Annotated in this window: 22 protein-coding genes; 7 read left to right on the top strand and 15 right to left on the bottom strand. The window is 61.7% G+C overall.

What is annotated here, in order from left to right; genetic code table 11:
- Positions 1 to 163: 163 nt before the first annotated feature.
- The gene (locus NDK18_RS17535) at positions 164 to 1,222 is read left to right on the top strand and encodes a glycosyltransferase family 2 protein (protein WP_250628517.1); all 1,059 of its coding nucleotides are present in this window, start codon (positions 164 to 166) and stop codon (positions 1,220 to 1,222) included.
- Positions 1,223 to 1,230: 8 nt separating this feature from the next.
- Complete coding sequence (locus NDK18_RS17540; protein ID WP_250628518.1) at positions 1,231 to 3,645, top strand: hypothetical protein; 2,415 nt, start codon at positions 1,231 to 1,233, stop codon at positions 3,643 to 3,645.
- A gap of 7 nt (positions 3,646 to 3,652) precedes the next feature.
- On the opposite strand, the gene NDK18_RS17545 is transcribed toward NDK18_RS17540, so the two are convergent.
- The 13 genes from NDK18_RS17545 to NDK18_RS17605 form a co-directional block, all read right to left on the bottom strand.
- Positions 3,653 to 4,363, bottom strand: a complete 711-nt coding sequence (locus NDK18_RS17545) for a class I SAM-dependent methyltransferase (RefSeq protein ID WP_250628519.1) — start codon at positions 4,361 to 4,363, stop codon at positions 3,653 to 3,655.
- 10 nt (positions 4,364 to 4,373) lie between these two features.
- Positions 4,374 to 6,341, bottom strand: a complete 1,968-nt coding sequence (locus NDK18_RS17550) for a hypothetical protein (RefSeq protein WP_250628520.1) — start codon at positions 6,339 to 6,341, stop codon at positions 4,374 to 4,376.
- Positions 6,338 to 6,967, bottom strand: a complete 630-nt coding sequence (locus NDK18_RS17555; RefSeq protein WP_250628521.1) for a class I SAM-dependent methyltransferase — start codon at positions 6,965 to 6,967, stop codon at positions 6,338 to 6,340. The genes NDK18_RS17550 and NDK18_RS17555 overlap by 4 nt, the downstream gene beginning before the upstream one ends.
- Before the next feature lie 34 nt (positions 6,968 to 7,001).
- Positions 7,002 to 7,406, bottom strand: a complete 405-nt coding sequence (locus NDK18_RS17560; protein WP_284692177.1) for a GtrA family protein — start codon at positions 7,404 to 7,406, stop codon at positions 7,002 to 7,004.
- The gene (locus tag NDK18_RS17565) at positions 7,403 to 8,401 is read right to left on the bottom strand and encodes a glycosyltransferase family 2 protein (protein WP_250628522.1); all 999 of its coding nucleotides are present in this window, start codon (positions 8,399 to 8,401) and stop codon (positions 7,403 to 7,405) included. The genes NDK18_RS17560 and NDK18_RS17565 overlap by 4 nt, the downstream gene beginning before the upstream one ends.
- Entirely contained in the window at positions 8,398 to 9,126 is a 729-nt protein-coding gene (locus NDK18_RS17570; protein WP_250628523.1) for an NAD-dependent epimerase/dehydratase family protein, read from the bottom strand. Before NDK18_RS17570 ends, NDK18_RS17565 begins: the two co-directional genes overlap by 4 nt.
- Before the next feature lie 199 nt (positions 9,127 to 9,325).
- The gene (locus NDK18_RS17575; RefSeq protein ID WP_250628524.1) at positions 9,326 to 11,329 is read right to left on the bottom strand and encodes a glycosyltransferase; all 2,004 of its coding nucleotides are present in this window, start codon (positions 11,327 to 11,329) and stop codon (positions 9,326 to 9,328) included.
- Positions 11,330 to 11,405: 76 nt separating this feature from the next.
- Entirely contained in the window at positions 11,406 to 12,422 is a 1,017-nt protein-coding gene (locus tag NDK18_RS17580) for a glycosyltransferase family 4 protein (protein ID WP_250628525.1), read from the bottom strand.
- On the bottom strand, positions 12,419 to 13,396 hold the full coding sequence (locus NDK18_RS17585) for a GDP-mannose 4,6-dehydratase (protein WP_250628526.1): 978 nt from the start codon (positions 13,394 to 13,396) through the stop codon (positions 12,419 to 12,421). Before NDK18_RS17585 ends, NDK18_RS17580 begins: the two co-directional genes overlap by 4 nt.
- A complete protein-coding gene (locus NDK18_RS17590; RefSeq protein WP_250628527.1) occupies positions 13,393 to 14,331 on the bottom strand; it encodes a GDP-mannose 4,6-dehydratase in 939 nt (312 codons plus the stop codon). The genes NDK18_RS17585 and NDK18_RS17590 overlap by 4 nt, the downstream gene beginning before the upstream one ends.
- Positions 14,328 to 16,025 (bottom strand): class I SAM-dependent methyltransferase, encoded by a 1,698-nt coding sequence (locus tag NDK18_RS17595; RefSeq protein ID WP_250628528.1) that lies wholly within the window; start codon positions 16,023 to 16,025, stop codon positions 14,328 to 14,330. The genes NDK18_RS17590 and NDK18_RS17595 overlap by 4 nt, the downstream gene beginning before the upstream one ends.
- Before the next feature lie 31 nt (positions 16,026 to 16,056).
- A complete protein-coding gene (locus tag NDK18_RS17600; RefSeq protein ID WP_250628529.1) occupies positions 16,057 to 17,328 on the bottom strand; it encodes an ABC transporter ATP-binding protein in 1,272 nt (423 codons plus the stop codon).
- Entirely contained in the window at positions 17,325 to 18,119 is a 795-nt protein-coding gene (locus NDK18_RS17605) for an ABC transporter permease (protein WP_250628530.1), read from the bottom strand. Before NDK18_RS17605 ends, NDK18_RS17600 begins: the two co-directional genes overlap by 4 nt.
- A gap of 497 nt (positions 18,120 to 18,616) precedes the next feature.
- Between NDK18_RS17605 and NDK18_RS17610 the strand changes: the two genes are divergently transcribed.
- Positions 18,617 to 20,029, top strand: coding sequence for a mannose-1-phosphate guanylyltransferase/mannose-6-phosphate isomerase (locus tag NDK18_RS17610; protein WP_250628531.1), 1,413 nt, complete (start codon positions 18,617 to 18,619; stop codon positions 20,027 to 20,029).
- Positions 20,030 to 20,034: 5 nt separating this feature from the next.
- Here the strand turns inward: NDK18_RS17610 and NDK18_RS19445 are convergent, their stop codons facing one another.
- Both NDK18_RS19445 and NDK18_RS17620 read right to left on the bottom strand, forming a co-directional pair.
- Positions 20,035 to 21,366 (bottom strand): glycosyltransferase, encoded by a 1,332-nt coding sequence (locus NDK18_RS19445; RefSeq protein WP_250628532.1) that lies wholly within the window; start codon positions 21,364 to 21,366, stop codon positions 20,035 to 20,037.
- 5 nt (positions 21,367 to 21,371) lie between these two features.
- Entirely contained in the window at positions 21,372 to 22,541 is a 1,170-nt protein-coding gene (locus NDK18_RS17620) for a trans-sulfuration enzyme family protein (protein WP_250624182.1), read from the bottom strand.
- A gap of 145 nt (positions 22,542 to 22,686) precedes the next feature.
- Between NDK18_RS17620 and rfbB the strand changes: the two genes are divergently transcribed.
- Genes rfbB through rfbD form a run of 4 tightly spaced genes read left to right on the top strand, consistent with a single transcriptional unit; the run spans position 22,687 to position 26,106 of the window.
- Positions 22,687 to 23,733, top strand: a complete 1,047-nt coding sequence (rfbB, locus tag NDK18_RS17625; protein ID WP_250628533.1) for a dTDP-glucose 4,6-dehydratase — start codon at positions 22,687 to 22,689, stop codon at positions 23,731 to 23,733.
- A complete protein-coding gene (gene rfbA, locus NDK18_RS17630; protein WP_250628534.1) occupies positions 23,730 to 24,614 on the top strand; it encodes a glucose-1-phosphate thymidylyltransferase RfbA in 885 nt (294 codons plus the stop codon). Before rfbB ends, rfbA begins: the two co-directional genes overlap by 4 nt.
- Complete coding sequence (gene rfbC, locus NDK18_RS17635; protein WP_250628535.1) at positions 24,611 to 25,168, top strand: dTDP-4-dehydrorhamnose 3,5-epimerase; 558 nt, start codon at positions 24,611 to 24,613, stop codon at positions 25,166 to 25,168. Before rfbA ends, rfbC begins: the two co-directional genes overlap by 4 nt.
- Positions 25,165 to 26,106 carry a dTDP-4-dehydrorhamnose reductase gene (gene rfbD, locus NDK18_RS17640; RefSeq protein WP_250628536.1) on the top strand — a complete coding sequence of 314 codons (942 nt, stop codon included), beginning with the start codon at positions 25,165 to 25,167 and terminating at the stop codon, positions 26,104 to 26,106. Before rfbC ends, rfbD begins: the two co-directional genes overlap by 4 nt.
- Positions 26,107 to 26,146: the final 40 nt, after the last annotated feature.

Genomic DNA, 26,146 nt, shown 5'->3' on the forward strand with positions numbered 1-26,146 from the left:
AAGCCGTCTGATAGTGTCGGAAAAGCCGTCTGAATGGATGATTGAAACCTTCGCGACACCGTACTATGGTCGAACTGGGCAATTTATGCCCTGATTGTCAACGCGGCACAAGGAGCGACGTTCTTAAAATGTTGCAGCCGCATTTAAATAAGGGACGACCTGGATGATTGAACCGGATATTGCCTTTGCGTGTGACGCCATCCTGCCGCGTCCAGCGTCACGCAAGCTTATCATCCAGATCCCCTGCTACAACGAAGCCGGCACACTGGCGATTGCTCTGGGCGCCCTACCCCGGTCGGTTCCCGGATTCGATGCAGTTGAGTGGCTGATCATCGACGATGGGTCTACCGATGCCACCGTCGCGGTGGCCCGAGCCGCCGGTGCCGATCATATCGTCAGCCATCCAGTGAACCGGGGCTTGGCAGCTGCTTTCAAGACTGGCCTGGAAACCGCGCTTTCATTGGGCGCCGATGTCATTGTCAATACCGATGCCGACAATCAGTACGACGCGAACGACATTCCCACCCTCACCCGCCCCATCCTCGACCGTGAAGCCGACATGGTGGTAGGCGCACGACCCATCAACGACACCGAACATTTTTCCTGGGTGAAGAAGCGCCTCCAAGTCTTGGGAAGCTGGGTAGTGCGCGCGGCCAGCAAGACGCAGATCGCCGATGCTCCGAGCGGGTTCAGGGCGTTCACAGCCGAGGCGGCGATGCGGCTGAATGTGTTCGGTGCCTATACGTATACGTTGGAGACTATTATCCAGGCCGGCCTGAGCGACTTGAAGATCGTCTCGGTTCCCATCCGTACCAATCCGGACCTGCGCCCCTCGCGCCTGGTGCGGAGCATCCCGAGCTACGTCCGTCGCTCGGTTGGCACGATATTCCACATGTTCCTGATCTACCGCCCGCTTGCGCTGTTCGTCGGCGTGGGCATGGTGGCTATCATGTTCGGCCTGATCCTGGGGCTCCGGTTCCTTTACTTCCTTGCCACCAACAATGGTGAAGGCCATATCCAGTCGGTCGTGCTGGCTGCGCTGGCCATCATCCTCGGCTCACTTACCCTGGTCATGGCTATGATTGCCAATCTTATCGCCGTCAATCGCAAGCTGGGCGAACAGATCCTCTTCAGAGTCCGCCGCCTGGAGCAGATGCGCAACTTGCCTGAACGCAACGCAAGCACGAGCGAGCTGGAAAACCGGCGGAAGCAGTCCTCCTGAACGATGGCATGACACATCCCGGCTGTGCCCGACGCGGCACCCTTGCCTCGACCTGGGGCTTGCTTGCCGCGAAGACGCACGCCCCCGACTCGCGTCCAGTGCATCCTGATCGGCGTCTGCGATGGTTCGTGGCATTGGCCGCTTTTCTGCCTTGCTTGGTCGTCTATGGTGCCGTCCCATTTCTAACCTTGCCTACGGTCGGCCAAGCGGTATGGACGACTGCCTTCGCACAATCGATCAGCAACCAGTCCCTGCTGGCACTGACGGCAAACAACTTCGGCTTGCCTGGCCACCCAGCAATCAGTTTCGGCCTGGCCGCCGCCTATCCCGAGGCGGTACTACTGAAGGCGGGCCTCGCTCCTGCGGATGCCTACACATTGACGTTCGCAATGTGGTTGGTTATCGCCTTTGGCGGCGCGCGACGACTGGCCATGCTAATGGGCACGACGGCGAACCGGGGCAGCTTGATGGCCGCGATGTGGCTCTGCCTCCCGCTCGTCTGGGCGCACGCGGGCTACTCAATGCTTTCGCTGGGCATCGCCCTGTTCCCCGCCTACGCGTGGACGGTTGCACGCTTCCTAGACGCGCTGGCCGCAGTGCGCGGCGTTTGGCAAAGCGCCGGCCTCCTGCTGGCCAGTTGCATCACCTCGGCATTCATGGACGGCTATACATTCGTGATGTTCGCGGTGGTAGCCACTATGTTTGCCGCCTGGTGCCTGCTCGCCCAAGGCTCTTCCCGTCACCGGATCGCCATCATCGGCGTCCCCACGATCATCGTGTCTTTCGGCATGGCGTTCGTGCTGTATTCGCGGTTCATTGGGCAGGCGGACTATTGGGCGCCTCCGCTGGAGGCTTTTCGAGGCTGGGGCGTCGATCTGGCGTTTCTGATTGAACCATCACGGGGCATCAGCTTCCTGCTCGATACACTTCACCTGAGCGACGATCGTTCCATCGACGTCTGGTATGGCGACCCATCAGTGTGGGAAACGACGTTCATCCTTCCACTGGTAGTGCTTGCCAGCGCGGCTGGATGGTACATGCGGCGCGAGCGCAAGGTCGTTTACCTTGCCTTGGCCATCGCTTTAGTCGGCCTTTTTCTGGCCCTGGGGCCTTCGGTCAAGGCTTGGTCGGTAAAAAAGTCACCCACTGAGGTCACTGCCGGCGACCCGCATTTCATGTCCGCGGCCGCCGCGCGCTTTTCCACCCACACTACCTTCTTTGCCACGCGGTTGCCTGGACTGAAGAATATGCGGGCGCCGTATCGCTGGATCGTGCTCGGCGCCTTCGGCTTTTGGCTGGCGATCGTGCTCTTGCACGGCCGCCATCCGCACCAGCGGTGGTTGCTCGTGGGCACTCTGCTGGCGGTTGCGCTCGGCCTGCCACCGCCCCACGAGCACATGGAGAACGCGACGGGCTATCGGAAGATGTTCAACCGCTTGGACCACGACGTTACGAGCGCCTTCAGCGCCACCGTCAAACCGGGCGAAACCTTTACCGTATTGCCTTACGGCAACGACTTCCTTTCCGCATACGCCGCAAGCCGCATCAACGCGCGCACGCAAAATGTTGGTGGCGACAAGAACCTTGCCTTGGCGTTGGCAAGGTGGCCCACATATTTGCAGCGACTGCTGTCCGGGCAGCTTCCGACCGATCCCTCGCGCACCGTAGTTGGCCTGCTGCTGGACGGCTACAGCGACACGGTGGTAATTCCCAACTACCAGGAACCCATGGCCGCGCATTTCTGGCCATGCCTAACAGAGGCACCGGAAAAGATCTCCCGACGCGTCGTTCATTCGTTCGGTGCGGGTTGGCCGTGTCCGGCGACCGTCGCTGCAATGAACGAACCGCTTGTCGCCGGTCTGGAATCATCGCCCTTACTCACGGTGCAACGATCGCCGCTATTCACGCTGGTCCGGCTCACGCCCGCGCTTCGCCAGCAAGCCGGAGCGGATGCCTACTATGCCAACTTGCTGAATCAGAAATACCAGTACCCCATCATCTTTGCCGGGGCCTCGCAGGATCTGTCGTGGGTCATTCCCTCCGGCTGGTACGATGTCGAATCCGACCATGTCTGGTCGGAGGAAACCGCAAGGCTCAATCTTCCGGTGCCTGCGGACTGCCTGTCCGGTGGCTGCAGCGTCGAACTCGCCTACTGGGTACTTGGTGGAGCAAAGCACCGGCCCGTCACCGTCCATCTTGCCAGCCACGATGGGACGTGGTCGACCGCCGTTCGCGTCCCCCCTGGCGAGACCATCTCGACGTCCGTGCCACTTCGTGCAGGCGCGCCGATGCGTCGTATCGACATCCAGGTGGATGGTGCGACCTCGCCCTTCGCCATGGGTGATGGAACAGATGGAAGGGTCATGGGAATCGCGCTGAAATCACTGCTGCTGCACCGGGCGCCGCTGGCGTCCACGCCCTGACGCGGGGTCAGGCTCGCCCCTGCACAACGTACTGCGCGCCCAGCGGAAGCCACCCAAGCAAGGGCTCGAGCGGGCGCAGCGCCGCGAGCGGACGCGGGAAGAACACCACATACTGCGAGTCCACTTGGGCAAAGCCCGCATCTCGCATCAGGCCAAGAAGCTCAGTTCGCGGCAGGAATACCGCATCTTCGTCGAAGGGGCAGTCACGCACCACCTTGCGCGTGAGTGGGTTGAGCATATTGTGCTCGAAGATGAAAAGCTGGCCGCCTGGGCGCATCACCCGCCGCAGTTCCGCCATCCATCGCGTCCGGTCGTAAGGACGGATGTGGTGCAACACGCATGCCACCAATGCAAGATCGAATGTATGGTCGGCGTACGGCAGTGCATCGTCGGGCGACTCCACCACCGAGGCGATGTCGCCTACGCGCGCTTTCGCCATCCGGATGCTTTCGCCGGAAGGGTCTGACCCGTGAAGGACAGCCGCCGGAAACGATGCGTGTAGGTGCGGCAAGGAATTGCCGATGCCGCAGCCGAAATCCAGGATCACCGGCGCCGGCATGCCAGCGCGTGCATGCGCTGCCATGTACTGAGCCTTGTAGGCAGAAAAGTAGGCCGGCTCCTCGCCACTGGCCGCGATACTGGCCACGTGCATGTCATCGTACTGACCGGCGTAGTGGTCAAACTCGGAGCGCTTGGGATGCGGGTCGTTAGATTGCATGGTTAAGTCCTCATGGGCTGGCATGCGTACCCTCACATAGCCAGCTTACGTTCTCCTGCAAAAGGCAAAGTCGATACGATGCAATCTTAGTCCCTTGGGCGGTCGGCAGGGCTACATGGACCTCCGCGCGCTTCCCGGGCACGATCGCCTGGGGGAATTGGGCGCGGCCCGCATCGGCAACGACCACTTCTCCGGCGGCACCCAAGCCTATTAAACCAAGCCGGAACGGTCGATCGCCGTTAGGCGACAACACGCGACGTCCGTCGTTGTAAGCGTCGACCGTCACCTGGCAAGCAATAGGCTGATTGCAGGCGGGAAACCCGCCATGGTCCAGCCTTACCGATACTTCGGCCGACGGCACAGGATCGTTCACTGCGTCAGCACCGGCTACTACGTCGTCGACAACGCGCAGCGGGTAGCTGAGCAAGGTCATGCCTGCCACGCTCCACTTCGCCATGGGATCGCCAAACTGCCGCCGCAGGGAATCGGCCTGGGTTGCCGCGTCGGCATCGGTCAGCATGATGGCCTGTATGTCGCCCGCCGAACCCTGAACCACCGCGCGAGGCATGTGATGTGCGAAGGGGACGAAGCGGTCGTTGAAGGCCCACGGGAAAGCCCTTGTCTTGCCGTCCGACAGCACGGTGAGCACGTGCGAATACCAATAGGGCGTTAGCACCGCACCCACGTGATGCTCACCGAGCGAGGCGACCAGGGCCATGCGGTCCTCGTAACTGCCGGCGTTGTCACGCTGCGATGGCGACCTCGCCATGGCGTTCCATGCTGCCATCCATACCGCCATCAGGCAGGCTGTAGTCAGGATCCAGCGGCGTGCCTGGTCCGTCTCGCCGACTGCGCTATCCAGACAAATGAATATCAGGCATACAGACGCGTAGATGGCGAAGCTGAGATATCGAAGCTCTAGAAATGACGTGTAGAGGTCAGCCAGAGCCACCAGGGCCGCCGTGCCAATGCCGTATGCGGCGAGCACGATCCAGGCGAAGCGCACTATGCCAACCGGGTAGCATCGTTGCCGCACCACCACCCATGCGGGAAACAGCACAAGGGCGATCGACAGCAGCCAAACCAGAGCCTGGAGCAGTCGCATGCTGGGAGACAGGTGAGCCCACGCTGCGGACACCTGGAAATAGCTAAACCACGCGCCTGGCAGCGACAGCGCATGCTCGATAATAACGCTGCCCGACGCCAGCTTCATACGCGCGGCCGCCTGGAAATTGTGCAACTCCGGCATCACGACTCGCCGGTACAACAGCACACCCACCAGCCCACCTGCCACCGTGGCAAGCAACTCCCTGGAAAACAGGCGACGGACAAGGTCATCGTCAGAGCGACGGTTGAGGATCACTGCCATGAAGCAGCCAGCCATGGCGGGCGCCAGCACAGTAGCCACTCCGCGCGAGGCATTGCTCGTGCATGCGACGGCGGTCGTAGCGAATGCGAACACCAGCACGCCACGGCGGATCCACGGCTTTGTATTCTCGGCCTGCTCACGCGCGACGATCGCGAAGAGCAGAATCGCCACGGCGGCATAGAGTGCGTAGGCGCCCTGTCCGAGCACGAACTCGAAGTTAGCCGCGCCCAGCCCCCCTGCAGATACCACGACAGCTACGAGCCGACCCTGGTTCGCTGTCGGCGACAGCAGGCGGCAGGCCACATAGACCGACAGTGCCAGCACGAGAAAAGCCAGCCAGTCCGAAGCAGCGTTGGCGGCGTAACTGATGCCAAGAAACGGATAAAGAAGCTCGTTGAAAATTTGGGGGCCCAGCAGGAAGGTATCGCCATTGGCGTACACCCAGGCACGCGGAATCACATGGCCTTCGTTCCAGGCCATGGCAGCCAGCACTGATTTGATGGCGCCGTCGCTATGGAATGAATAGCGATAGCCGACGAACAGGGTATACGTGCCCAGAACAAGGACGACCAGGAGGGCCAGCCAGCGCAATGAGCGGTGGACCATCATCGACGGCTGCAGCTCATGACTGTGAGCGTGTAGGGAACATGCATCAGGTCGTTGCGGATATCGATGGACTTGGTGACATAGATGTCTGGCACCAACGCCATGTATTCGTCGGGTCGACGCACGTTCTGTCCGCGATCCCTCACAATCAGCTGGCGTGCAATCCAGGCCTGATCGTCAATGTAGGCGGGATCGATGCACAATACCCGGCCGCCAGGAGCCAGCCGATCGTGCAGGCCCGCCAACAATCGCCGCGCGCTGTCGTCATTGATGTGATGGAGCACGCCGAAGACGATCGCCAAGTCGCTGGCCGGGATGGTCCCAGGCTCTATCTCGTTGAGATCTGCACAGATGAACGTGCTATTGGGCCGGCCCTCATGTCGCACCTTGGCGGCCTCGATATAGGACGACGAAAGGTCGAAGCCAAAATAGCTGATGTCGGCGGGAAGGTACTTCAGGAGCTCCGCGGTACCACAGCCCACGTCAGCGACTGTGCGCGGCGCCAGTGGGACGACATATTGCTCGCATACGCGCCGGCGGGCAGCGACACCACCTACCATGAGCTGGAACGTATCGTAGATGATGGGCATTGACAGGATGCGGCGCACCCCGGTGACGACCTGGTCCATTGCCTGGACTCCTGTTTCGTTGTCCCCTCGCGAATCAGCCAGCACGGATGATCCACCGCGACAGGACGAAAGTGAGCGGAATGGTGACGCCGATGGAAATAGCCAGTGCCCAGGATGCCGGCACACCGGCAACCTCGACCAAGATCCTCAGCGCCAGGTAATTGGCGACAAACTGGAAGACATAGACGGCGGGAAACCGCATCGCCGTCCGACGCTTCATCGGCGCACGGAACACGAAACGCGAATTCGCCACGTAGGCAAGCGCGATGCCCAAAGCATACGACACGACGTACGCCGGCGTGTAAGTAACGGCTCGCAAAAGGAGCAGATAGGCACCGTAGGTAACCACCGCGCATGCGCCGCGAACGATGACAAACCTGACGAATTCCGCGCGTAGGGAGGCGTGGCCGACAAGACGGTGGACTAGACCCGGAGTCAATCGCGTCTCCCGCGCTGCCCGACTTCGGTCACACCTGGCTCTTCGTCGGTGTCGGTGGCCACCACGTACACTGGCTTACGATAGGCCGCGCCCATCAGCTTACCGATGTATTCCCCCAGGACACCCAGAATGACCAGCTGAATGCCGCAAGCGAAGAGGACGACGGACATCAGCGACGTATAGCCCGGGTTGGCGATGCCACCGGTGATCTTGCCGTAGATGAGATAAACGATCCATAGAAAGCTGAGCACAGCCAAGCCCAGTCCGCCGAATGTCGCCAGGCGTAGCGGAAGGTGCGAGAAGGTTACGAACACATTGACTGCGTGTGAGATCAGCTTCTTGAACGTGTAGGCGCTTTCGCCATGCTCGCGCTCACCGTGTTCGACCTCCAGCGTGCGCGCATTGGAGGTGATCCACGAGAGCATGCCGTCGATATAGGGCCGGTTGAGGCCAAACCTGACCAGTTCGCGGCCGATCGACCTATGCATGCAACGGAACGACGAATAGTTGTCGTTGATATCCGGGAACGCGCGTTTGAGCGTCCAGCGCATCAGCTCGGAACTTAGGTTTCGGTAACGCGCGTGGGTACGGTGCGGGAATCGCCCGTACACCAACGGATGGCTGACGTCAGCTGTACCGATCATGGCCGGAATTGCCTCTGGCGGGTGCTCCAGATCGTCATCGATGGTCGCGATCCATTCACCTTGCGCATGCGCGATGCCGCAGACGGTGGCAGCGTGCTGGCCGAAATTGCGGCTCAGGCGGATCCCCCGGACATGCTTATCCGCCGCGGCCAGCGACGCGATCATCGGCCAAGCCTGGCTTGATCCGTTATCATCGACCAGGACGACCTCGAAGCTGAGTCCGGCGTCCGTCATCGCAGCGGCAACGCGGCGGCAGAGTTCGGGCAGCGCGCTCGCGCCATTGTAGACCGGCACCACTACCGAGACATTCACGGCTGCACGAGGCAAGGAAGACGAAGTGCTGAGATTCATGTATGGAAACCTTGGGCGTCGAGACCCGACGCCATTATTGACTGCACGGGGAGACAATATTTCCTGAGCACCTTCTCAAGATAACCGGCGCCCAAGTCCAGGCCCATCTCCGTTGCAATGCGGCGACAGATAGCCGTGTCCACCGGCATCGGCGCACCCAGCGGCCTGACCTCGGCGAGCGCCTTCCTTCCAAGCATCTGCTCGAGACAGGCGACGATCCCGGGCATCGGGACCGATTGCTCGGCAGCAATGCTCACTACGCGCTCAGGTACCGTATCGTCCTGCAGGATGCGCGTGGCGATCTGCACGACGTCGTCTATGTCGATGAGGTTGCGCTCGGCGTCGCGCCATACGTCGAAGCGCTCGCCAGCGAGGATGCGATCGCGGAGGAAATTGAGCAGGGTGTGTGGATTGGAAGTGTGACCCACCACCTGTGGCAACCTGAAGACGCGCGCCCCCGGCTTGGCGAGAACGACCGACTCCATGTGTCGTTTGTGCTCCATGTAAGGGCTATTCGAAGTGTCGCCCTCGACCAGGCCACAGCTGCTGAAGTACACCAGCGGTGCCGCGCGTGTCAGGTATCGCAGCAGGAGCTGTTCCTCACGATCGAAGGCAAGGCGTGCTGTTTCGCGCGAGTTGGAGACGCCGGAGGCAAAGATGGTCCACGACTCCGAGGCCCGGGACCCGGCAAATGCGCGTGCCAGCATGCCATCGCCCACAATCATCGTAGACTCCTGCCTGCACGCACAGTCCCGCTCGCCGGGTTCCGGCGACCACGAATTATCTGGTCCATTCGGTTTCGCATCGAAACATCACCTTCATCATGCTGCGACCTTTTCGATGCCCATCCCGTAGGCACCCAACGACGCCATCCAACATCGAATGTGAATCTTAACGGATGTCCATGGTTTACCGAAGCCAGCCTCACGAACCAAAGCTCACGTCCCGAAAACGCTCCAGCAACGGAGTGATATCCACGTTGTACTTTGCCGCCCCGCGTTCGAAGTTGGACCAAAACCCTTCCGTCTGATGCCAGTGCCCTTCGGCATGAAATATAGTCATGTAACGCGCAGGATGCTTCTTATAAAGGATTGCATCCTTCTCGAAGAAACGACTGCGCGTCTCGCTCGACTCACGTTCTGAATCACGACGATGCGCCGGATGAAACACGAGCGCGTCCTCGCAATAGGGGACCTCGCCCAGCTCTTGCAGCCGCCATCCAAAGTCGGTGTCCTCACGGAAATGTGGCTCATCGAACATAAGGTCGAAACCATTCAGGTGCTGGAACGCGGCATTGGCGGCGAACAGGTTCGCAGTCATGAATCCCAGGCCTGCAAAACCTACGTTACTGACTGGCCGCCAGTCGGGGGTGTCCATGTGATCGGATTCAACCCGACCTTCGACACCGATAACCGATGACGACTGAAAGCATGCCCGCGCGGCGGCTAACCAGCCTGGCGTGGGCTCGCAGTCGTCATCAGTGAAGGCGATGATCCTGCCCGTTGCCAACTCGCCTCCGGCGTTGCGCGCCTTCACTGCGCCGCGCACAGGCGTGTGCACGTAGGTGAGCGTAAAACCCCAGTCACGGTCGCGACCGGCCCAGGGCTCGCGCGACTGGTCAATCACGACTACGTCGAAATCACGCTCCTGCTGGTTCACCAGGCACTGGAACAAGCGCTCGAGGTGATCGGGACGCTCATAGCTTGGCACGAGCACCGTGAAGGTACGGACGCCTTCGAGCTTGCGACGAAGGAACGCCTGGAACAGCCGGCCAGCACGGGGCGAGATGCGCTCCCACGCGTAGAAGTCTTCCACCAGCTTACGCCCGGCCGCACCCATCAGGCGTCGCACTTCGTCATCGGTCACGAGCGACTCCACCGCGGCCCCCGTCCGCGCGAGGGGCACGGTGGCGAATGCGCGAGTGCCGGTGCGGATGATGCCCCGCGCACCAGCACCCGTAGCAATGACCGGCAACCCGGCGGCCATAAAGTCGAACATCTTGATGCTTGTGCCCGAGCCCTGGGTCAGCGGATTCAGGGCAACGTCGGCGGCGGTGAGCCATTGCTGCTTGATCAACTCGTCAAGCTGGCCGAGTACGTGCACATTATCGGGCACGACCATGCCGGCAAGGGCCGCCCCGCAACCGCCGACTATGGCGAAGTGCACACTGGGCAAAGCCTTGGCCAAATCGTTGGCGATGAACCGAGCCGCATCATTGTTGGGCGCATAGTTGCTTCCGACAAAAAGCGCGACGGGCTTGCCTGGCAGGCCAAGATTGGACTTTGCCTGGCAACGGGACTCGAAATCAGGTACAGCATGGCTAAACGCGAAAATCCCGTTCGGCACTACGCGCATTTTCTCGATGTCCAACTTGAAGAGGCGTGCAAACGCTTCGCGGTCTTCATGGGAGCAGGCAAGGATGAGATCAGCGCGTCGACACAGGGCGTATTCATCAGCAACAACCACACGCAACACGTCATCGGCACTGGCCAGTTCGCCGTGAAGGTCGGTGCGCAGGATGGATTCGACGTTCTGCGAATCGTAGACCACCAACTGCTCGGGCTTGAGGTCAGCCTCCAGGGGCGGGAATGCCCAAGGATGTGAAAAAACCACTACGTCCGCATGGGCCATGTACTCCCGCGCCACTCGCAGGTACTCGGGGGAAAGGTGGGCCTGCCGGGAAAACATGCAATCGATGACCACCCTGCCCTCGACCGACTCGGCGGCGGCGCGGGCGGCTTCATGGTGGGCGACAGTTAACGGAACGATAATCTCGCGAAGGCCGGGGCTCAGCTGCTGGTCACGAAACAATTCACCGGGCCAGTCGTAGCTACCGATGTAAGTGGCCTGGATGTCCTCGCCCAATGCATGGTACAGCCCGAGCAACCGCTGCCGTCCGCCGCCCACGGCCGGCATGATGGGCTGCATGTCTAATATCACCACTTGTAGCGTCTTACTTGACACTCTACCTCCCACGTATAGCCCCCTTCGGCCTCGAACTCATCTATGTCGCGGCAGCCAACAACTCGGAAGCAACAGCCTTCCAACTCATGCCAGTCACCCAATCGAAGCCTCGACGACCGGCAAGCTTGGCATCGGCGGGTGACCGCGCGATGTCATCTAGGGCCGCTGCAAGTGCCGTAGGCGTCGGCTCGACGACCCATCCACCTCCACATGCGTTGACAATCAGGGCAGCTTCGCCCGAATCGGTGCACGTGATAACCGGCTTGCCGCTCGCGAAGGCCTCAAGAGTGACATACCCGTAATCCTCGCTCTTTGGTGTGAAGGGCACGGCAAGGGCATCACGATACTCAGCCACCAGCTGCTCCTCGGAAATCCTTCCAAGGAATTGGATCCTGGAGTCACCCCCAGCAAGCGCGCGCAGCGATTCCTCGGCCTCGCCCGTCCCCGCCAGCTTCAACACCAGGCCGCTCTTCGACGCCAGGACCGCGCGAATGACCAGGTCCGTCCGTTTCCAGGCATGCAGTCTTCCAGGAAGGAAAAGGTACGGCTCGAACGAGCCAGTCTGGAACGGATTGCTCCACAGTGGCGGGTGCAGCACTTTGGCCGATCTGCCATTCCAGCGCTCAAGCCGGTGCGTCACCTCGTGACCGATCGAGAACACTGCACGGCATGCCGGCCGGGACAGTGCCTTGGTGTCGAGGGCATGCAGCAGCTTCTGTTGCTCAAGCAATGTAGGGCTCGGCGACGGAAAGGTCGACTCGAACATGTCGTAGAAGGCGCGAATCGTATGCACCAGGTAGCACACGTGACGGGGATGATTGACCATCCATGTCGGCGCCTTGGTCGATACCACCACGTCGTATGACGACAGGCACAGATCGTAGAAATAAAGGTAATTGGAGAGGATATCGTGGTAGGTCGCCTCGCTGGTGGGAAGCGTCACTTCTTCGGCCTGGTGGCCGAGTTCATTGAACGCCTGCACGAGGCTATCGAACAATCGCTCGGCGCCGCCCACCTCCCCGGACGACGCACGAACCGTTAAAACGGCGACCTTCATGCAGGACGATGTTCCAACCGCCGCATGTCGGCATCGACCATCATACCGATCAATTCGGACAACGAAGTCGTGGGCGCCCAGCCGAGCTGGTCAAGTGCCTTGGCCGGGTTACCCAGCAAGACATCGACCTCGGCGGGTCGGAAAAACTCCGGATCTATTACCACGTAATCTTCGTATTTGAGGCCGACATGAGCGAAAGCGATCTCGCACATGTTGCGCACTGTAGTCGTGGTACCGGTGGCGATCACGTAGTCGTCTGCGGCTTTCTGCTGAAGCATTGACCACATTGCCTGGACGTAATCGCCCGCAAAACCCCAGTCGCGCTTGGCATCGATGTTACCCAGCCGAAGCTCTTTCTGCAGCCCATTCTTGATGCGGGCTACGGCCAGCGTTACCTTGCGCGTCACGAACTCCGGCCCGCGTAGCGGCGACTCATGGTTGAAGAGGATGCCGCTGGAGGCATGCAGGCCGAAGCTCTCGCGATAGTTCACGGTGGCCCAATGCGCCATCAGCTTGGCCACGCCATAAGGACTGCGCGGATAGAACGGCGTGCTCTCGTCCTGTTTGGCTGCCTGGATCAGACCGAACATTTCGCTGGTCGATGCTTGGTAGAAGCGCGCCTTATTATTGACGATGCGAACGGCCTCGAGCACGTTCACCGCGCCTACGCCGGTGACCTGGGCGGTAAGGATGGGCTGAGTCCAAGACGTACCGACGAAGCTCATCGCGCCGAGGTTATATACCTCGTCGGCCCGGGAGATCTCCATGGCACGGATGAGGGATGTGACATCGAGCAAGTCACCATCGATGTAGCGAACGTCGTCCGCGACGCCTAACTCACGTAGCCGCCAGAGACTGTCCGAACCGCGGCGGGCCATCACACCATGCACGGCGTAGCCCTTCTCGAGCAACCACTTGGCCAGGTAGGCACCGTCCTGCCCGGTGATACCGGTTACTAACGCGTTCTTCGTCATTGCGCACCCTTTGGTTCGAAGGTTTCCAGAATCTGTTTTAGCGAGACGTCAAGGGGGATCGCTGGTGTCCAGCCGGTGTCCCCGTTCAGTTTGGCGGCGCTAGCCACCATGCGGCGCTGTTCGGTCGCACGCAGTCGTGACGGATCGGTAGACACGCGCGGTTTCACACCCGTAAGTTCGCAAAGAATTTGCAGGATATCGCGAATCCTTACTTCATGACCCGACGCCACGTTGTAGATTTCACCCGAGCAACCACGAGCCAGAATGGCCGCGTAAGCCGCCACGACATCGCGCACGTCGCTGAAATCGCGCGTAACGTCGATATCGCCAGTGATGATCTCCCCGATATCGCCACTGGTCGCCATGGCGGCCACCTGACTGGCCATCGCCGGTACCACGAACTGCAGGCCCTGCCCTGGCCCGATATGGTTGAATGGTCGCGCGACAACCACATCGAGTTTTTCGGTGAGCTGCCACTGCCGGCAAAGCAGTTCGGCCGACACCTTGCTGACCGCATAGGGGCTCCGCGGCATCGTAGCCCGGGACTCGAGTACCGGGAGTTCGGCTTCTGGGACCATACCGTAGACATCACCTGAGCTCACATACAACACACGTCCGCTGAAGTGCCGTGCCGACAGTGCCTGCAGCAGATTCAGCGTTCCGAGCAGGTTGACGTCGAAGGTGGCGCGAGGATCGTCGAAGGAATCTGGGACGAAGCTTCGAGCGGCCAGATGGATGACGGCGTCGGGCTGCGCAACTTCGATGTCGGCACGCAATTGCGCGGGATCCCGGATATCCATCTCCGCGGACGCAGGCACGAATTGCGCCGCACCAAATACGCCACCGGCGATCTGTGCCCGGATGTGCTTGCCGACGAATCCGGTGGCGCCGGTGACATAGATACGCTGGAACGTTTTACTGGCCTGTTCGATCATGCTCGGCGAGCCAGGATGGCGTAGTCGGGGGCAGCTGTGAACCATGCCGCCATTTCATTGATCTGGGCGGCGCCGGCAACCTCCTCTCCCAGTCGTGGAATGGAGGGCACGCCGCGGAATTCGGACAGCCTCTCGACCTTCGCATCGCTGAAGCCGCGATTGGTCACGATCCACTGCAAGAGTTGCGGCGGTATCGGGTTGCGATGAGTTGGATCGAGGTAGAACCAGCACGAACCGACCGTAATGTTCTCGGGATTCGGGGTCTCCAGGACAATCAGGCCGCCGGGCTTGATCACGCGGAACGCCTCGTCCAACAGCCGGATCAACACGTCATGGGGAAGGTGCTCGACAAGATGCATCGAGGTGATGGCGGCGACGGAGGCATCGGGGAGCGAGGCAATGTACGACACCGCATCGGCCTCTATGACGTCCAGACCATGATCCCGGGAGTCGGCGAGCATGGCTGCATTGAGATCGACGCCGCGAGCGGCGTAGCCCTTTTCAAGCAGGAGTTCGAGCCACTCGCCCCGGCCACAGCCCAAGTCCAGCACTAGGCCGTCTCCAGGCTCGATCGATGCATCACGAAGACTATCGAGATAGTGCGCGCAGCGCTGCTTGATGTCCTCGCGCTCACCGCGGAAAGAGTCTTCGAAGCTGACGTAGTCAGCATTGAGAATGTCGTTGACCGCGCCCGTTGACGGCACAACAACATTGGGTGAGACCACGCCCTCAGTCGGCGTCGGTGCAGCTCGGGCCAGTGTCATCAGCTTTCGCTGAAGATCCAGGATGCTGCGGCGGTGCCCGTGGCTATCGACGGTCAGCGCCTGGATCGATGCATGCTCGGGCGCCAATTGTGCCTGCAACTTGGCTACCTCGACGGCCAGCGCGTCGGCGCGGGCGGCAAAGGCATCGGCTCGCTCGGCGAGTGCCGCGGCCAGCGCTGCGAGGTTTTTGGCGCGCTCGTCGGCGGCCTGGAGAGCGGCAGCAGAGGCTCGGTTTGCCACCTCGCCCTCCAGGTGCGCTTGGCGCGTTTCGAACTGCGCCCGGGCTGCCTCCAGCTGGGCCAGGCGTTCCTCGGCAACTTCGCCCAGTTTGTTGACAACCCCACCAAGCTCCTGGACATTGCGGCCGCTTGAGTTCTCGGCCGACTGCAGGCGATGTGGCAGTCGCAACAGGCGGCCCAGGTCGAGCGCAAGGCGAACGAACCGGCCGATGAAACGTCGATCCGCCATCCCGTACAGTTTGTAGGGCACCATCAATCCATTGATGTGTACGTTATTCTTCCAGCCCTCTTCGGAGAACCGCAGATCGCCAAGGATCTGGATCTTGTTGCGTCCGGCGCGCAGCGCGTGCAGATAGTGGCGGCCGCTTTCCTCATCGGGCGGACGACGTAGGATCACCCGGAACGCAATGGAGATGAACTCCTCATCGGTAAACTGCAGCAACTCGCCCAGTTGATAGAATGGCTTGGTCGGCAAGCGGCGGCTCGAACCTACCCAGCGCGGAAGCCGTTCGCCTTTGGCGACTGGCACCGCTTCTTCCTCTACCCAGTCATCATGCATCGAGCGACGAAGCTCGACTTCAGCGCGTACGCGCTGCATGAGTTCATCGATGGAGAGATCGGCGTCCACGGGAAAGAGGGTGGTGACCCGACTATTTTCTTGCATGGACTGGGAACCTTTGATGCGATTCATGAATGACGAGCCATTAGCGTCCGGTCGCAAGCTACCGGCCTTCGCCGCTGGCCGCGCCAAGCGAGAGGGGAACGTTGTCCTGCCGGATTGAAACCGAAGTGGAAAGCCAGGTACCACCGACGAACGTGGTGCGCGTGGTATTGGCCACGGTGAAGACGAGGGCGAGGTCGCGCCACTCGTAGTTATTGACCAGGTGGGTCTCGGAACTGGCCAAAGCCACCGACACCGAATAACTGCCTACGCCAATGTTGGCGGCAAAGCGCGCGCGCATCTGGAAACGGTCGCCGGGACGTGCATCGACTATCACCTTCCCCTCGTGGTGGGTATTGGTGCCGAACACGGGTTGGCCGAGGCGATCGCGGAGCATGTAGCCGATCACCAGATTTGCTATGGACTTGTGGACCAAGACGTCGAGCACAAGATCCACCGTGTCGCCGACGCCGACCAACTCGATGACCTCGCCACGCGTATTTTCGATTTTCACGCGTTCAACGGATGCCTCGCCGGTACCTGATGTGGTCACCGTGGCGCCGTCGTCGGCGACGACCTGGCGGATCGTGTCGACGGTTTCCTTCTCAGCGATCAGCGCGTTGTAGAGATCGAGAACCTCCTGCGGAGAACCGTCGGCGACCAGCCGACCCTTGTCGATCATGACCGCGCGGTCGCAAAGCGCCTGGATGGCTGCCTTGTCATGCGAAACGATGAGCAGGGTGGTGCCCTCCTCGCGAAACTGACGAATCCGCTTGAAGCATTTATGTACGAAGTATGCGTCGCCTACAGAGAGCGCCTCGTCGACGATGAGCACATCGGGCCGCGCGGCGGTCGCCAGGCTAAACGCTACGCGCATCTGCATGCCGCTGGAATAGGTGCGCAGGGGCTCGTCAAAATACTCCCCGATCTCGGCGAAGGCCTCGATATCGGGCAGTAGTTTCTGGATATGCGCGAGTGAAAAACCCATGAGTCCCGCGCTGTGCTCCACGTTCTGCCGACCCGTCAGGTCGGGGTTGAAACCCATGCCAAGTTCCAGGATCGCCGCGATGCGGCCCGCCGCTATCACCTTTCCCTCGCTGGCACCCAAGGTGCCGGTAACGATCTTCAGCAGGGTACTTTTCCCCGCGCCATTCTGCCCCACGATGCCCACCGCTTCACCGCGTGACACGCTGAAACCTATATTGCGAAGGACCCAGTGCTCCTTGATGCGGCTAGACCTGAAACCCAGCCAGCTGGCGAACCGCCGCCATTCGCTACCGAATTCGCGATAGGACTTGCCGACGTTGCGAACCTCGAGCACCGCGTGCGTCATAGGACGTCCACCATGTCCGGAGCTGCCTTGCGGAAGAGCAGCAGGCCCACAACCAGAAGCACTAACGATGATACGAGGATTGGCAGCAATGACATGAATTCAGGCCCGCGCCCATAGACCAGCACACCTTGGTATTCGGTCACGATCCAATACATCGGGTTCAGGCGCATCCAGGACATCAGTGCCGGCGGGATGATCGTGGTCATGTAGACGATCGGCGTCAGCCAGAACCAAAGCTGCAGGATCACCTGCATGAACTGGTTGATGTCACGGACGAACACGTTAAGTACGCCCAGAAGGAGACCAAGGCCCAGAGCAAAGGCCACACCGCACACCATCAGTGCGGGAATCCAAAATGCGGCGGTTCCAGGGAATTCCCCTAACAGGGCAAACACGATGACCGTGACCACCAAAAGCAGGAGATTATTGACCAGGGCCGAACCGACCACGATCAGCGGCAGGCATACTCGCGGAAAGACGATTTTCTTGAGCATGCTCGCGTTGTCGACGAAAACGGTGAGCGACCGGCTGACGATCTCGCTGAACAGCGACCAGGCGAGCATGCCCGACAGAAGGTAGAGCGAATAGGCGTAACGGCTATCGATCCCGGGGAGTTTGGCCGACATGATGCGCGAGAGCACCAGAGAATAGATGGCAACTTGAGCCAGCGGCTGTAGGATCATCCACAGTGCGCCGAGCTTGCTCCGGGCAAAGCGCGAGCGCAGGTCGTTCCGGATGGAAGAGAGGATGAAGTGGCGGTAGCGCCAGATAGCTAGCAGCATCTCTTTCATGGGAGGGGGCTGATCGCGCGATGACTTGGCATTTTTTTCATCTTTCTCAATAGGTTGCCTGATGAATGACTGCTAGGTATCGGCAATAGCCAGCTTGTGCGTGTCCGCGGCTCGCAGCCATGTCCATGACAACTCGGAGATGACGATCCCAGCCCCGTCCCTTTCATGAGGCGAAAGCCGACTATCTTACTCGCCCCGCCCCCCCTTGGGGCTGGGCAAGTTGCTCGCCGTTCACCCTGGCCGGTTCACCCCATCGCCCGACACTCCAGTATCGCCCGAGTGGAAATATAAGCTATTCAATCAGGTACCAGAACTCAGCGTGATCCGGCGTCATTCAATCGGGCCGGCGACCGGCCTGCCCCGGAGTGTTGCTTGCTAAAATGCCCGGGCGAAGTGCCCGACAAAACGCAGCGCCGGTACACCTTTCAGTAGGTAGGATGCCCGCGCAGCAACGTCCGCAGGGGCGGGGGCGAAGAAGATCCCAACCGGAGTGTAAGATGCTAATTCCTTTGATTCTTAGCGGCGGGAGCGGTACACGCCTGTGGCCGGTCTCGCGCAAGAATTTGCCCAAGCAGTTCCTGTCCATCGTTGGCGATGGCACCTTGTTCCAGCAGACGGTCGCACGCGCCTCAGCGCTGAGAGAGGCCGGGGCGCCGATCGTAGTAGCTAGCGACGATCACCGGTTCCTCGCAGCCGAACAGCTCATTGAATCGGGAACGTCCGGTGCCAGGATCATTCTGGAGCCGGTAGCCCGCAACACGGCGCCTGCGATTGCCCTGGGCGCAATGCAGGCGCTCCAGGACGATCCCGAGGCCATCCTGCTGGTGCTGCCCGCCGATCACCTGATCGGCGACGAATCCCAGTTCCGCGAGGCGGTTGAGAGCGCCCTGCCGCGCGCCCGTGACGGCTGGCTTGTCACGTTCGGCATCCGGCCCGATCGCCCGGAGACCGGCTTCGGTTACATTCGCCAGGGCGAATCGCTCGGCGATGGCGCGTTCAAGGTCGACCGTTTCGTGGAAAAGCCGGATGAGGCTACTGCGCAGTCCTATCTGGACGAAGGCGACTATGCCTGGAACTCGGGCATGTTTCTGTTCAAAGCCTCACGCTACCTTGAAGAATTGCACGAACACGCTCCGGCGATGCTCGAAGCCGTACGCAAGGCCCACGCCTCGGCCAACAAGGACCTGGACTTCATCCGCGTCGATGCGAACCTCTTCACCCAGGTTCCCGACAACTCCATCGACTATGCAGTGATGGAAAAAACCCGCCGCGCCGCCGTGCTGCCCTGCAGCTGCGACTGGAGTGACATCGGCTCGTGGTCGGCCCTGTGGCTGGCCGGTAACCGTGACGCGGACGGCAACCTCATCGAGGGCGATGCCATCACCGTGGACGCGACCAACTCCCTGCTCCGCTCGCATGATCGCCACCTTATCGCCGCCGTCGGCGTGTCCGACCTGATGATCATCACTACGCCCGACGCCACCCTGGTTGCGCACCGTGACGCAGCGCAGGACGTTAAACGCGTGGTCGACCAACTGAAGTCGTCCGGGCGTACCGAACACTCCCTGCACCGCAAGGTACATCGACCCTGGGGAAGCTACGACTCACTGGAAACTGGCGACCGCTTCCAAGTCAAGCGCATCGTGGTCAAACCGGGCGCGGCGCTGAGCCTGCAGCGGCACCAGCATCGCGCCGAACACTGGATCGTGGTGTCGGGTATCGCCGAGGTCACCTGTGACGAGCGCGTATTCACGCTGCACGAGAATGAAAGCACGTTCATTCCGCGCGGTAGCGTACATCGCCTGCGCAACACCGGTACCGATCCGGTGGAATTGATCGAAGTGCAGTCCGGCGGCTACCTCGGCGAAGACGACATCGAACGCCTCGAAGACGTCTACGGGCGCGCCTGAGGCGGCTATGAAGCCCGTGCCGGCAACGACGGCACGGGAACGGCATCCAGGTGATCGGCCAGGGCTTTGCCGATGCGTTCGGGCGACAGGAACACTTCCATATCGCGACAAGCCCGCTCGCCCAGGGCCTCGCCCCATGCGCGATCGTTGTACAAGCGTCGCATGGCGTCGGAAGCCGCCTGCACGTCGGCTTCGGCCCAGTGCTGGCCTTCTCCGAACGCGTACTCGCCTACTTCGACGGGAACGAGTCGATAGGGCACCAGCACGCCGTTATCCGGCGTCATGAAATCCAGGTTGCCCGAATACGCAGTCGCCACCACGGGCTTGCCCAGGATCATGCTTTCGGCCATGCCGAGCCCGAAGCCCTCTGCCCTATGCAACGATACGTAGGCATCGCAACAGCGTTGCAGGGCGTGGAGGTCATCGCGTGGCAACAGATCATCCCGGATCACGATGCGGGGGTCGCCGCCGCCCTCGTCCATCAGGCTGCGCAGCGCGTCGGCGTGACGATGGGCATTGCTGGTCTTGATCAATAGCCTCACGCGTTCGTCGCCCATGAAGGCGCGCCGGAACGCGGCGATCGCCGCCGAGGGATTCTTCCGCGCAAGGTACGAACTGAAGTCGAACGTGACCAGGAACGTATAGGCGTCGTCCAGGCCGAATTCATCCTTGCTCCGACCGCTGTCGGCGAACGCTCCCAATGGAATCGGCGCCAGGAACAATGGCTTGTCCGTCACGGCGTGCACCGCGTCCTGGACGAAATGCGTGGCCACCATCACCTCATCGACCAGGTCGATGGCCGGCCGCCACGCATCGGGGAACTTCTCCAGCTCCCAGAACCAGCAGGCGATGGTGTACCTGCTGCGAGCGGCATCCTGGCCAAGCGTGGCCATGGCCGATGCAAGGTGGTCGGGATTGACGAAGAACAGATCCACGGGATACGGCTGAGCCGTGCCCAAGTGGACATCGAGCGAGCGCTCACCCATGGCGTGGGGGATATCCAGGTCCAGATCAACCATGGCGACTGGATAGCCTTGGGACAGCAACGCCCTGGCGAATAGCCTGGCGTTCTCACCCAGGCCGAACTGGCCTCGGAAGTGGCCAATGAGGTTGACTCCGCGGCCTTCGCCCGTAGGGGGAAATGCCATCGGCGCGTCGACAACCTCCGGCCGCGGCGGCATCGGTGGGAAGCGCAACGTCGCCACCGTTCGATCCACCATGTCCTGGGCCGCCCGCGCGCGCAGGCGAGCCGGAAGCCATCGGTAGAGCGTACGTATCCAGCGATGGGTGCGCACCCACGCCGACACGTCCAACCATGTCGGGCGGCGACGTGGCACCGGCATCAGTCCAGGGCAGCGGCAAGTTCGGCCTTCAAGTCGGCCAGGTCTTCCACCCCTACCGACAACCTCACCAAACTGTCGCTAATCCCCAATCGCTTCCTGTTAGCCGCCGGAATCGAAGCATGCGTCATGATCGCCGGATGCTCGATCAGGCTTTCCACGCCACCGAGCGACTCGGCCAGCGCAAACAGCTCGCAGCGCTCCAGCATCTGCCGCGCCTTCTTCAGCCCGCCCTTCACCTCCATCGAGATGATGCCGCCGAAACCGTCCATCTGGCGCTTGGCCAGGCCGTGCTGTGCGTGCGACTTCAGGCCGGGGTAGATCACGCGCTCCACGGCGGCGTGTTTCTCAAGCCACTTGGCCAGTTCCATCGCGCTTTCACAATGCGCGCGCATGCGCAGGTGCAGCGTCTTCAGGCCACGCATGGCCAGGAAGCTGTCGAAAGGTCCTGCGATCGCACCCACCGAGTTCTGCAAGAAACCCATGCGCTCGGCCATCTCGGCATCGCCGGCCACCACGATGCCACCGACCATGTCCGAATGGCCGTTCAAATACTTGGTGGCCGAGTGCAGCACCAGATGCGCGCCGGTTTCCAACGGGCGCTGCAGCATGGGCGAGCAGAAGGTGTTGTCCACCACCAGGATCAACCCGTGCTTGCGGGCGAAGGCGCCGAGCTTGGCCAGATCCACCAGCTTGAGCATCGGGTTGGTGGGGGTTTCCGCCCAGATCATCCGGGTCTCGGGGCGGATGGCGGCTTTCACGGCCGACAGGTCGTTCAAATCCAGGAAGGTGAAATCCAGGCCGGCGGAACGGCGGCGGACACGCTCGAACAGGCGGTAGGTGCCGCCGTAGAGGTCGTCCATGGCAATCACATGACTGCCGGAGTCCAGCAGGTCCAGCACCGTGGAGGCCGCTCCCAGGCCCGAACCGAAGGCGAAACCCGCCGTGCCGCCTTCCAGGGCGGCCACGCAACGCTCGTAGGCCATGCGGGTAGGGTTCTGGGTGCGGGAATATTCGTAGCCCTGGTGCTTGCCCGGGCTTGACTGGACATAGGTCGAAGTCGCGTAGATCGGCGTCATGATGGCGCCGGTGCTCGGATCGGGCGACTGACCGGCGTGGATGGCGCGGGTGCCCAGTCCAAGGGGGCGGGCGGCGGACTTCTTCTTTGCCATGTGGGCTCGACTTGGGCTTGGGTTGCGACCGGTCATGATACCGCGAAAAATCGGCCCGACATGGACCCTCGTTCAGCTTGCCTGGGGCTCAAAAGCACGACTACCCATGACACAATGTGGGTCTTGCCAAGGGGCCGGGAGCCTGATGAAAACCCTTCTTGTTACCGGCGGAGCCGGCTTTATCGGGGCGAACTTCGTGCTTGCCGCCGTGGCCGCCGGCCACCGAGTGGTCAACCTCGACAAACTTACCTACGCGGGTAATCTCGACACCCTCAAGACGCTTGCCGATAGCCCGGATCACTTCTTTGTCCGTGGCGACATTGGCGATCGCACCCTCGTCGCCAAATTGCTGACCGCCCACCGACCCGATGCCGTGGTGAACTTCGCCGCCGAATCCCACGTCGACCGCTCGATCGACGGCCCGGCGGCCTTCATCGAGACCAACGTCGTTGGAACTCTCGGCCTGCTCGAATGCGTCCGCGACTACTGGCGCGACATCCTCGCGAGCTCCGCGGCTTTCCGCTTCCTGCACGTGTCCACCGACGAGGTCTACGGCTCGCTCGGCAGCGAGGGCAAGTTCACCGAAACCACGCCCTACGCGCCGAACTCGCCCTACTCCGCGTCCAAGGCGGCGTCCGACCATCTGGTCCGCGCCTTCCACCACACCTATGGCCTGCCTGTCCTCACCACCAACTGCTCGAACAATTACGGCCCTTATCAATTCCCCGAAAAGTTGATCCCGCTGGTGATCCAGAAGGCGCTGAAGGGCGAGCCGCTGCCGGTGTACGGCGATGGCCTGAACGTGCGCGACTGGTTGTACGTGGGCGACCATTGCTCGGCCATTACCCGCGTGCTCGACGCGGGCCGCGTTGGCGAGACCTACAACGTGGGTGGCAACGCCGAGCGCGCCAACATCGACGTGGTCAAGGCTATTTGCTCTTTACTGGACGCCCGCCGTCCACTGGCCGGCGGCAGCGCCCGCGAATCCCTGATCACCTTCGTCCGCGACCGTCCAGGCCACGACCGCCGCTACGCGATCGATGCCGGCAAGCTGCGCGATGAACTCGGCTGGACGCCTTCGGTCACCTTCGAACAGGGCATTGCCGCCACGGTCGACTGGTACCTGGCCAACCAGCCCTGGACCTCTCGTGTGCTCGATGGCAGCTACCGCATGGAGCGACTGGGCGCATGACCACCAAGGGCATCATCCTGGCCGGCGGCTCCGGCACCCGCCTGTATCCGATCACCAAGGCAATCAGCAAGCAGCTGCTGCCGATCTACGACAAGCCGATGATCTACTACCCGCTGGCCACGCTGATGCTTTCCGGCATCCGCGACGTGCTGGTGATCAACACCCCGCACGAGCAGGCATTGTTCCAGCGCCTTCTGGGCGACGGCTCGCAGTGGGGCATCCGCATCGAGTACGCGATACAGCCGAGCCCGGATGGCCTGGCCCAGGCGTTCCTGATCGGCGAATCGTTCATCGATGGCGACCCCAGCTGCCTGGTGTTGGGGGACAACATCTTCTACGGCGTGGGCCTGACCGACCGGATGGCCCGTGCAGCCGCGCGCGAGCGCGGCGCCACGGTTTTCGGTTACTGGGTGCGCGATCCGGAACGCTACGGCGTAGCCGAATTCGACGCCAACGGGAAGGTCGTGGGCATCGAGGAAAAACCTGCCCAGCCAAAGTCGAACTATGCCGTCACCGGCCTGTATTTCTACGACGGCCGCGCCAGCAGCTTCGCATCGAAGCTCAAGCCTTCCGTGCGTGGCGAGCTTGAGATTACCGACCTCAACCGCTGCTACCTCGACGAAGGCAGCTTGCACCTGGAACAACTCGGCCGCGGCTATGCGTGGCTGGACACCGGCACCCACGAGTCGCTGATCGAAGCGTCGAACTACATCGAGACCATCGAGAACCGGCAAGGCCTGAAGGTTTGCTGCCCGGAGGAAATCGCCTTCCTGCACGGCTGGATCGACGCCGTGCAACTGCGCGAACTGGCGCGCCCTCTGGAAAAGACCGGCTACGGCCAATACCTGCTTCGCCTGATCGACCAGGGAGTCGTGCGTTGAATGTCATCCAGACCGCCCTGCCGGGCGTGGTGATCCTTGAACCGAAGGTGTTCGGCGACAGTCGCGGCTGGTTCTATGAAAGCTACCACCAGCCCCGCTTCGTCGAGGCGGGTATCGACGTAAACCTTCGCCAGTCCAATGTGTCGTGTTCCGCACGCGGCGTATTGCGTGGCCTGCACTATCAGTGGCCCCGTCCGCAGGGCAAGTTGGTGAGCGTGCTGGTGGGCGAGGTCTACGACGTCGCCGTGGACATCCGCCAGGGCTCACCCACCTTCGGGCGCTGGGTGTCGGCCATGCTCACCGCCCAGAACCACCGGCAGATGTGGATACCGGAGGGTTTTGCCCATGGTTTTGCCGTGGTCTCGGATGAAGCCATCTTCAGCTACCACTGCACCGAGGTCTACGACCCCGCGGCCGATGCGTCCATCCGTTACGACGATGCCGCCTTCGGTATCGATTGGCCCGTAAGCGAACCACTACTGTCAGAGAAGGATGCCCGCGCGCCGCTGCTGGCCGACGTGCCCCCTGACCGACTGCCCATTTTCCAGGCATGAAGATCCTTGTCCTTGGGGCGGGCGGACAACTCGGGCGCCAACTGTGCGCGGAGCTGGCCGACCTGGGCGAAGTCACGGCGGCCACGCGCGAGGGCAGGCCAGTCGACGGCGCTCCCGATGCGTGCCTGGCGACGGCTGATCTGGCCGCACCCGACTCCGTGCTGGATCTCCTTGATCAAATGCGGCCGGACATCATCGCCAACGCCGCGGCTTACACGGCTGTCGACGCCGCGGAGTCCGATGAAGCCGTGGCCTGGGCCATCAACGCACAGGCTGTTGGCGACATCGCCGCATGGGCCGCCCGGCATGGATCGCTCGTGCTGCACTACTCCACCGACTACGTTTTCGACGGCAACGCAAGGGAGCCCTATCCCGAAGATGCGCCTACGAGCCCGGCTGGGGCGTACGGCCGGAGCAAGCTCGAAGGCGAAGTGCTCCTGGCAAGCTCTGGCGCCCACTACCTGCTGTTCCGTACGGCCTGGGTATATGCCCCCTGGGGGAAGAATTTCCTGCTGACGATGCTGCGCCTGGCAGGTGAGCGCGACGAGCTTCGCGTGGTCGCCGACCAGATCGGCGCACCCACGTCCGTGGCGTTGATTGCCCAGGCTACGCGCGTGGCCATCGCGGCATGGTTGGCGGCGTTGCCCCGCGAGCGGCAGGTGCTGGAAGGCACCTACCACGTGGTCGCCTCGGGGCAGACGTCGTGGCATGGCTTCGCACAGGCTATCGTCGATGCGGCAGCCTCCGCCGGACAGCTGGCCCGACACCCGGTCGTCATGCCAATCACTACGTTGGACTTCCCCACGCCTGCCCGGCGCCCCGCCTATTCCGTGCTGGACAACCGCAAATTCCAGCACGCATTCGGCTTTCCATTACCTGACTGGACGGAGGGGCTCACACAGGTGATGAACGAGCTTTGCGAGACCAAACACATTTGATTTAGACGCACCGTGCTATATCAGCGCGATTGCATGACTC

The sequence above is a fragment of the Pinirhizobacter soli genome, from assembly GCF_015905305.1.
Classification (GTDB): Bacteria; Pseudomonadota; Gammaproteobacteria; order Xanthomonadales; family Rhodanobacteraceae; genus Pinirhizobacter; species Pinirhizobacter soli.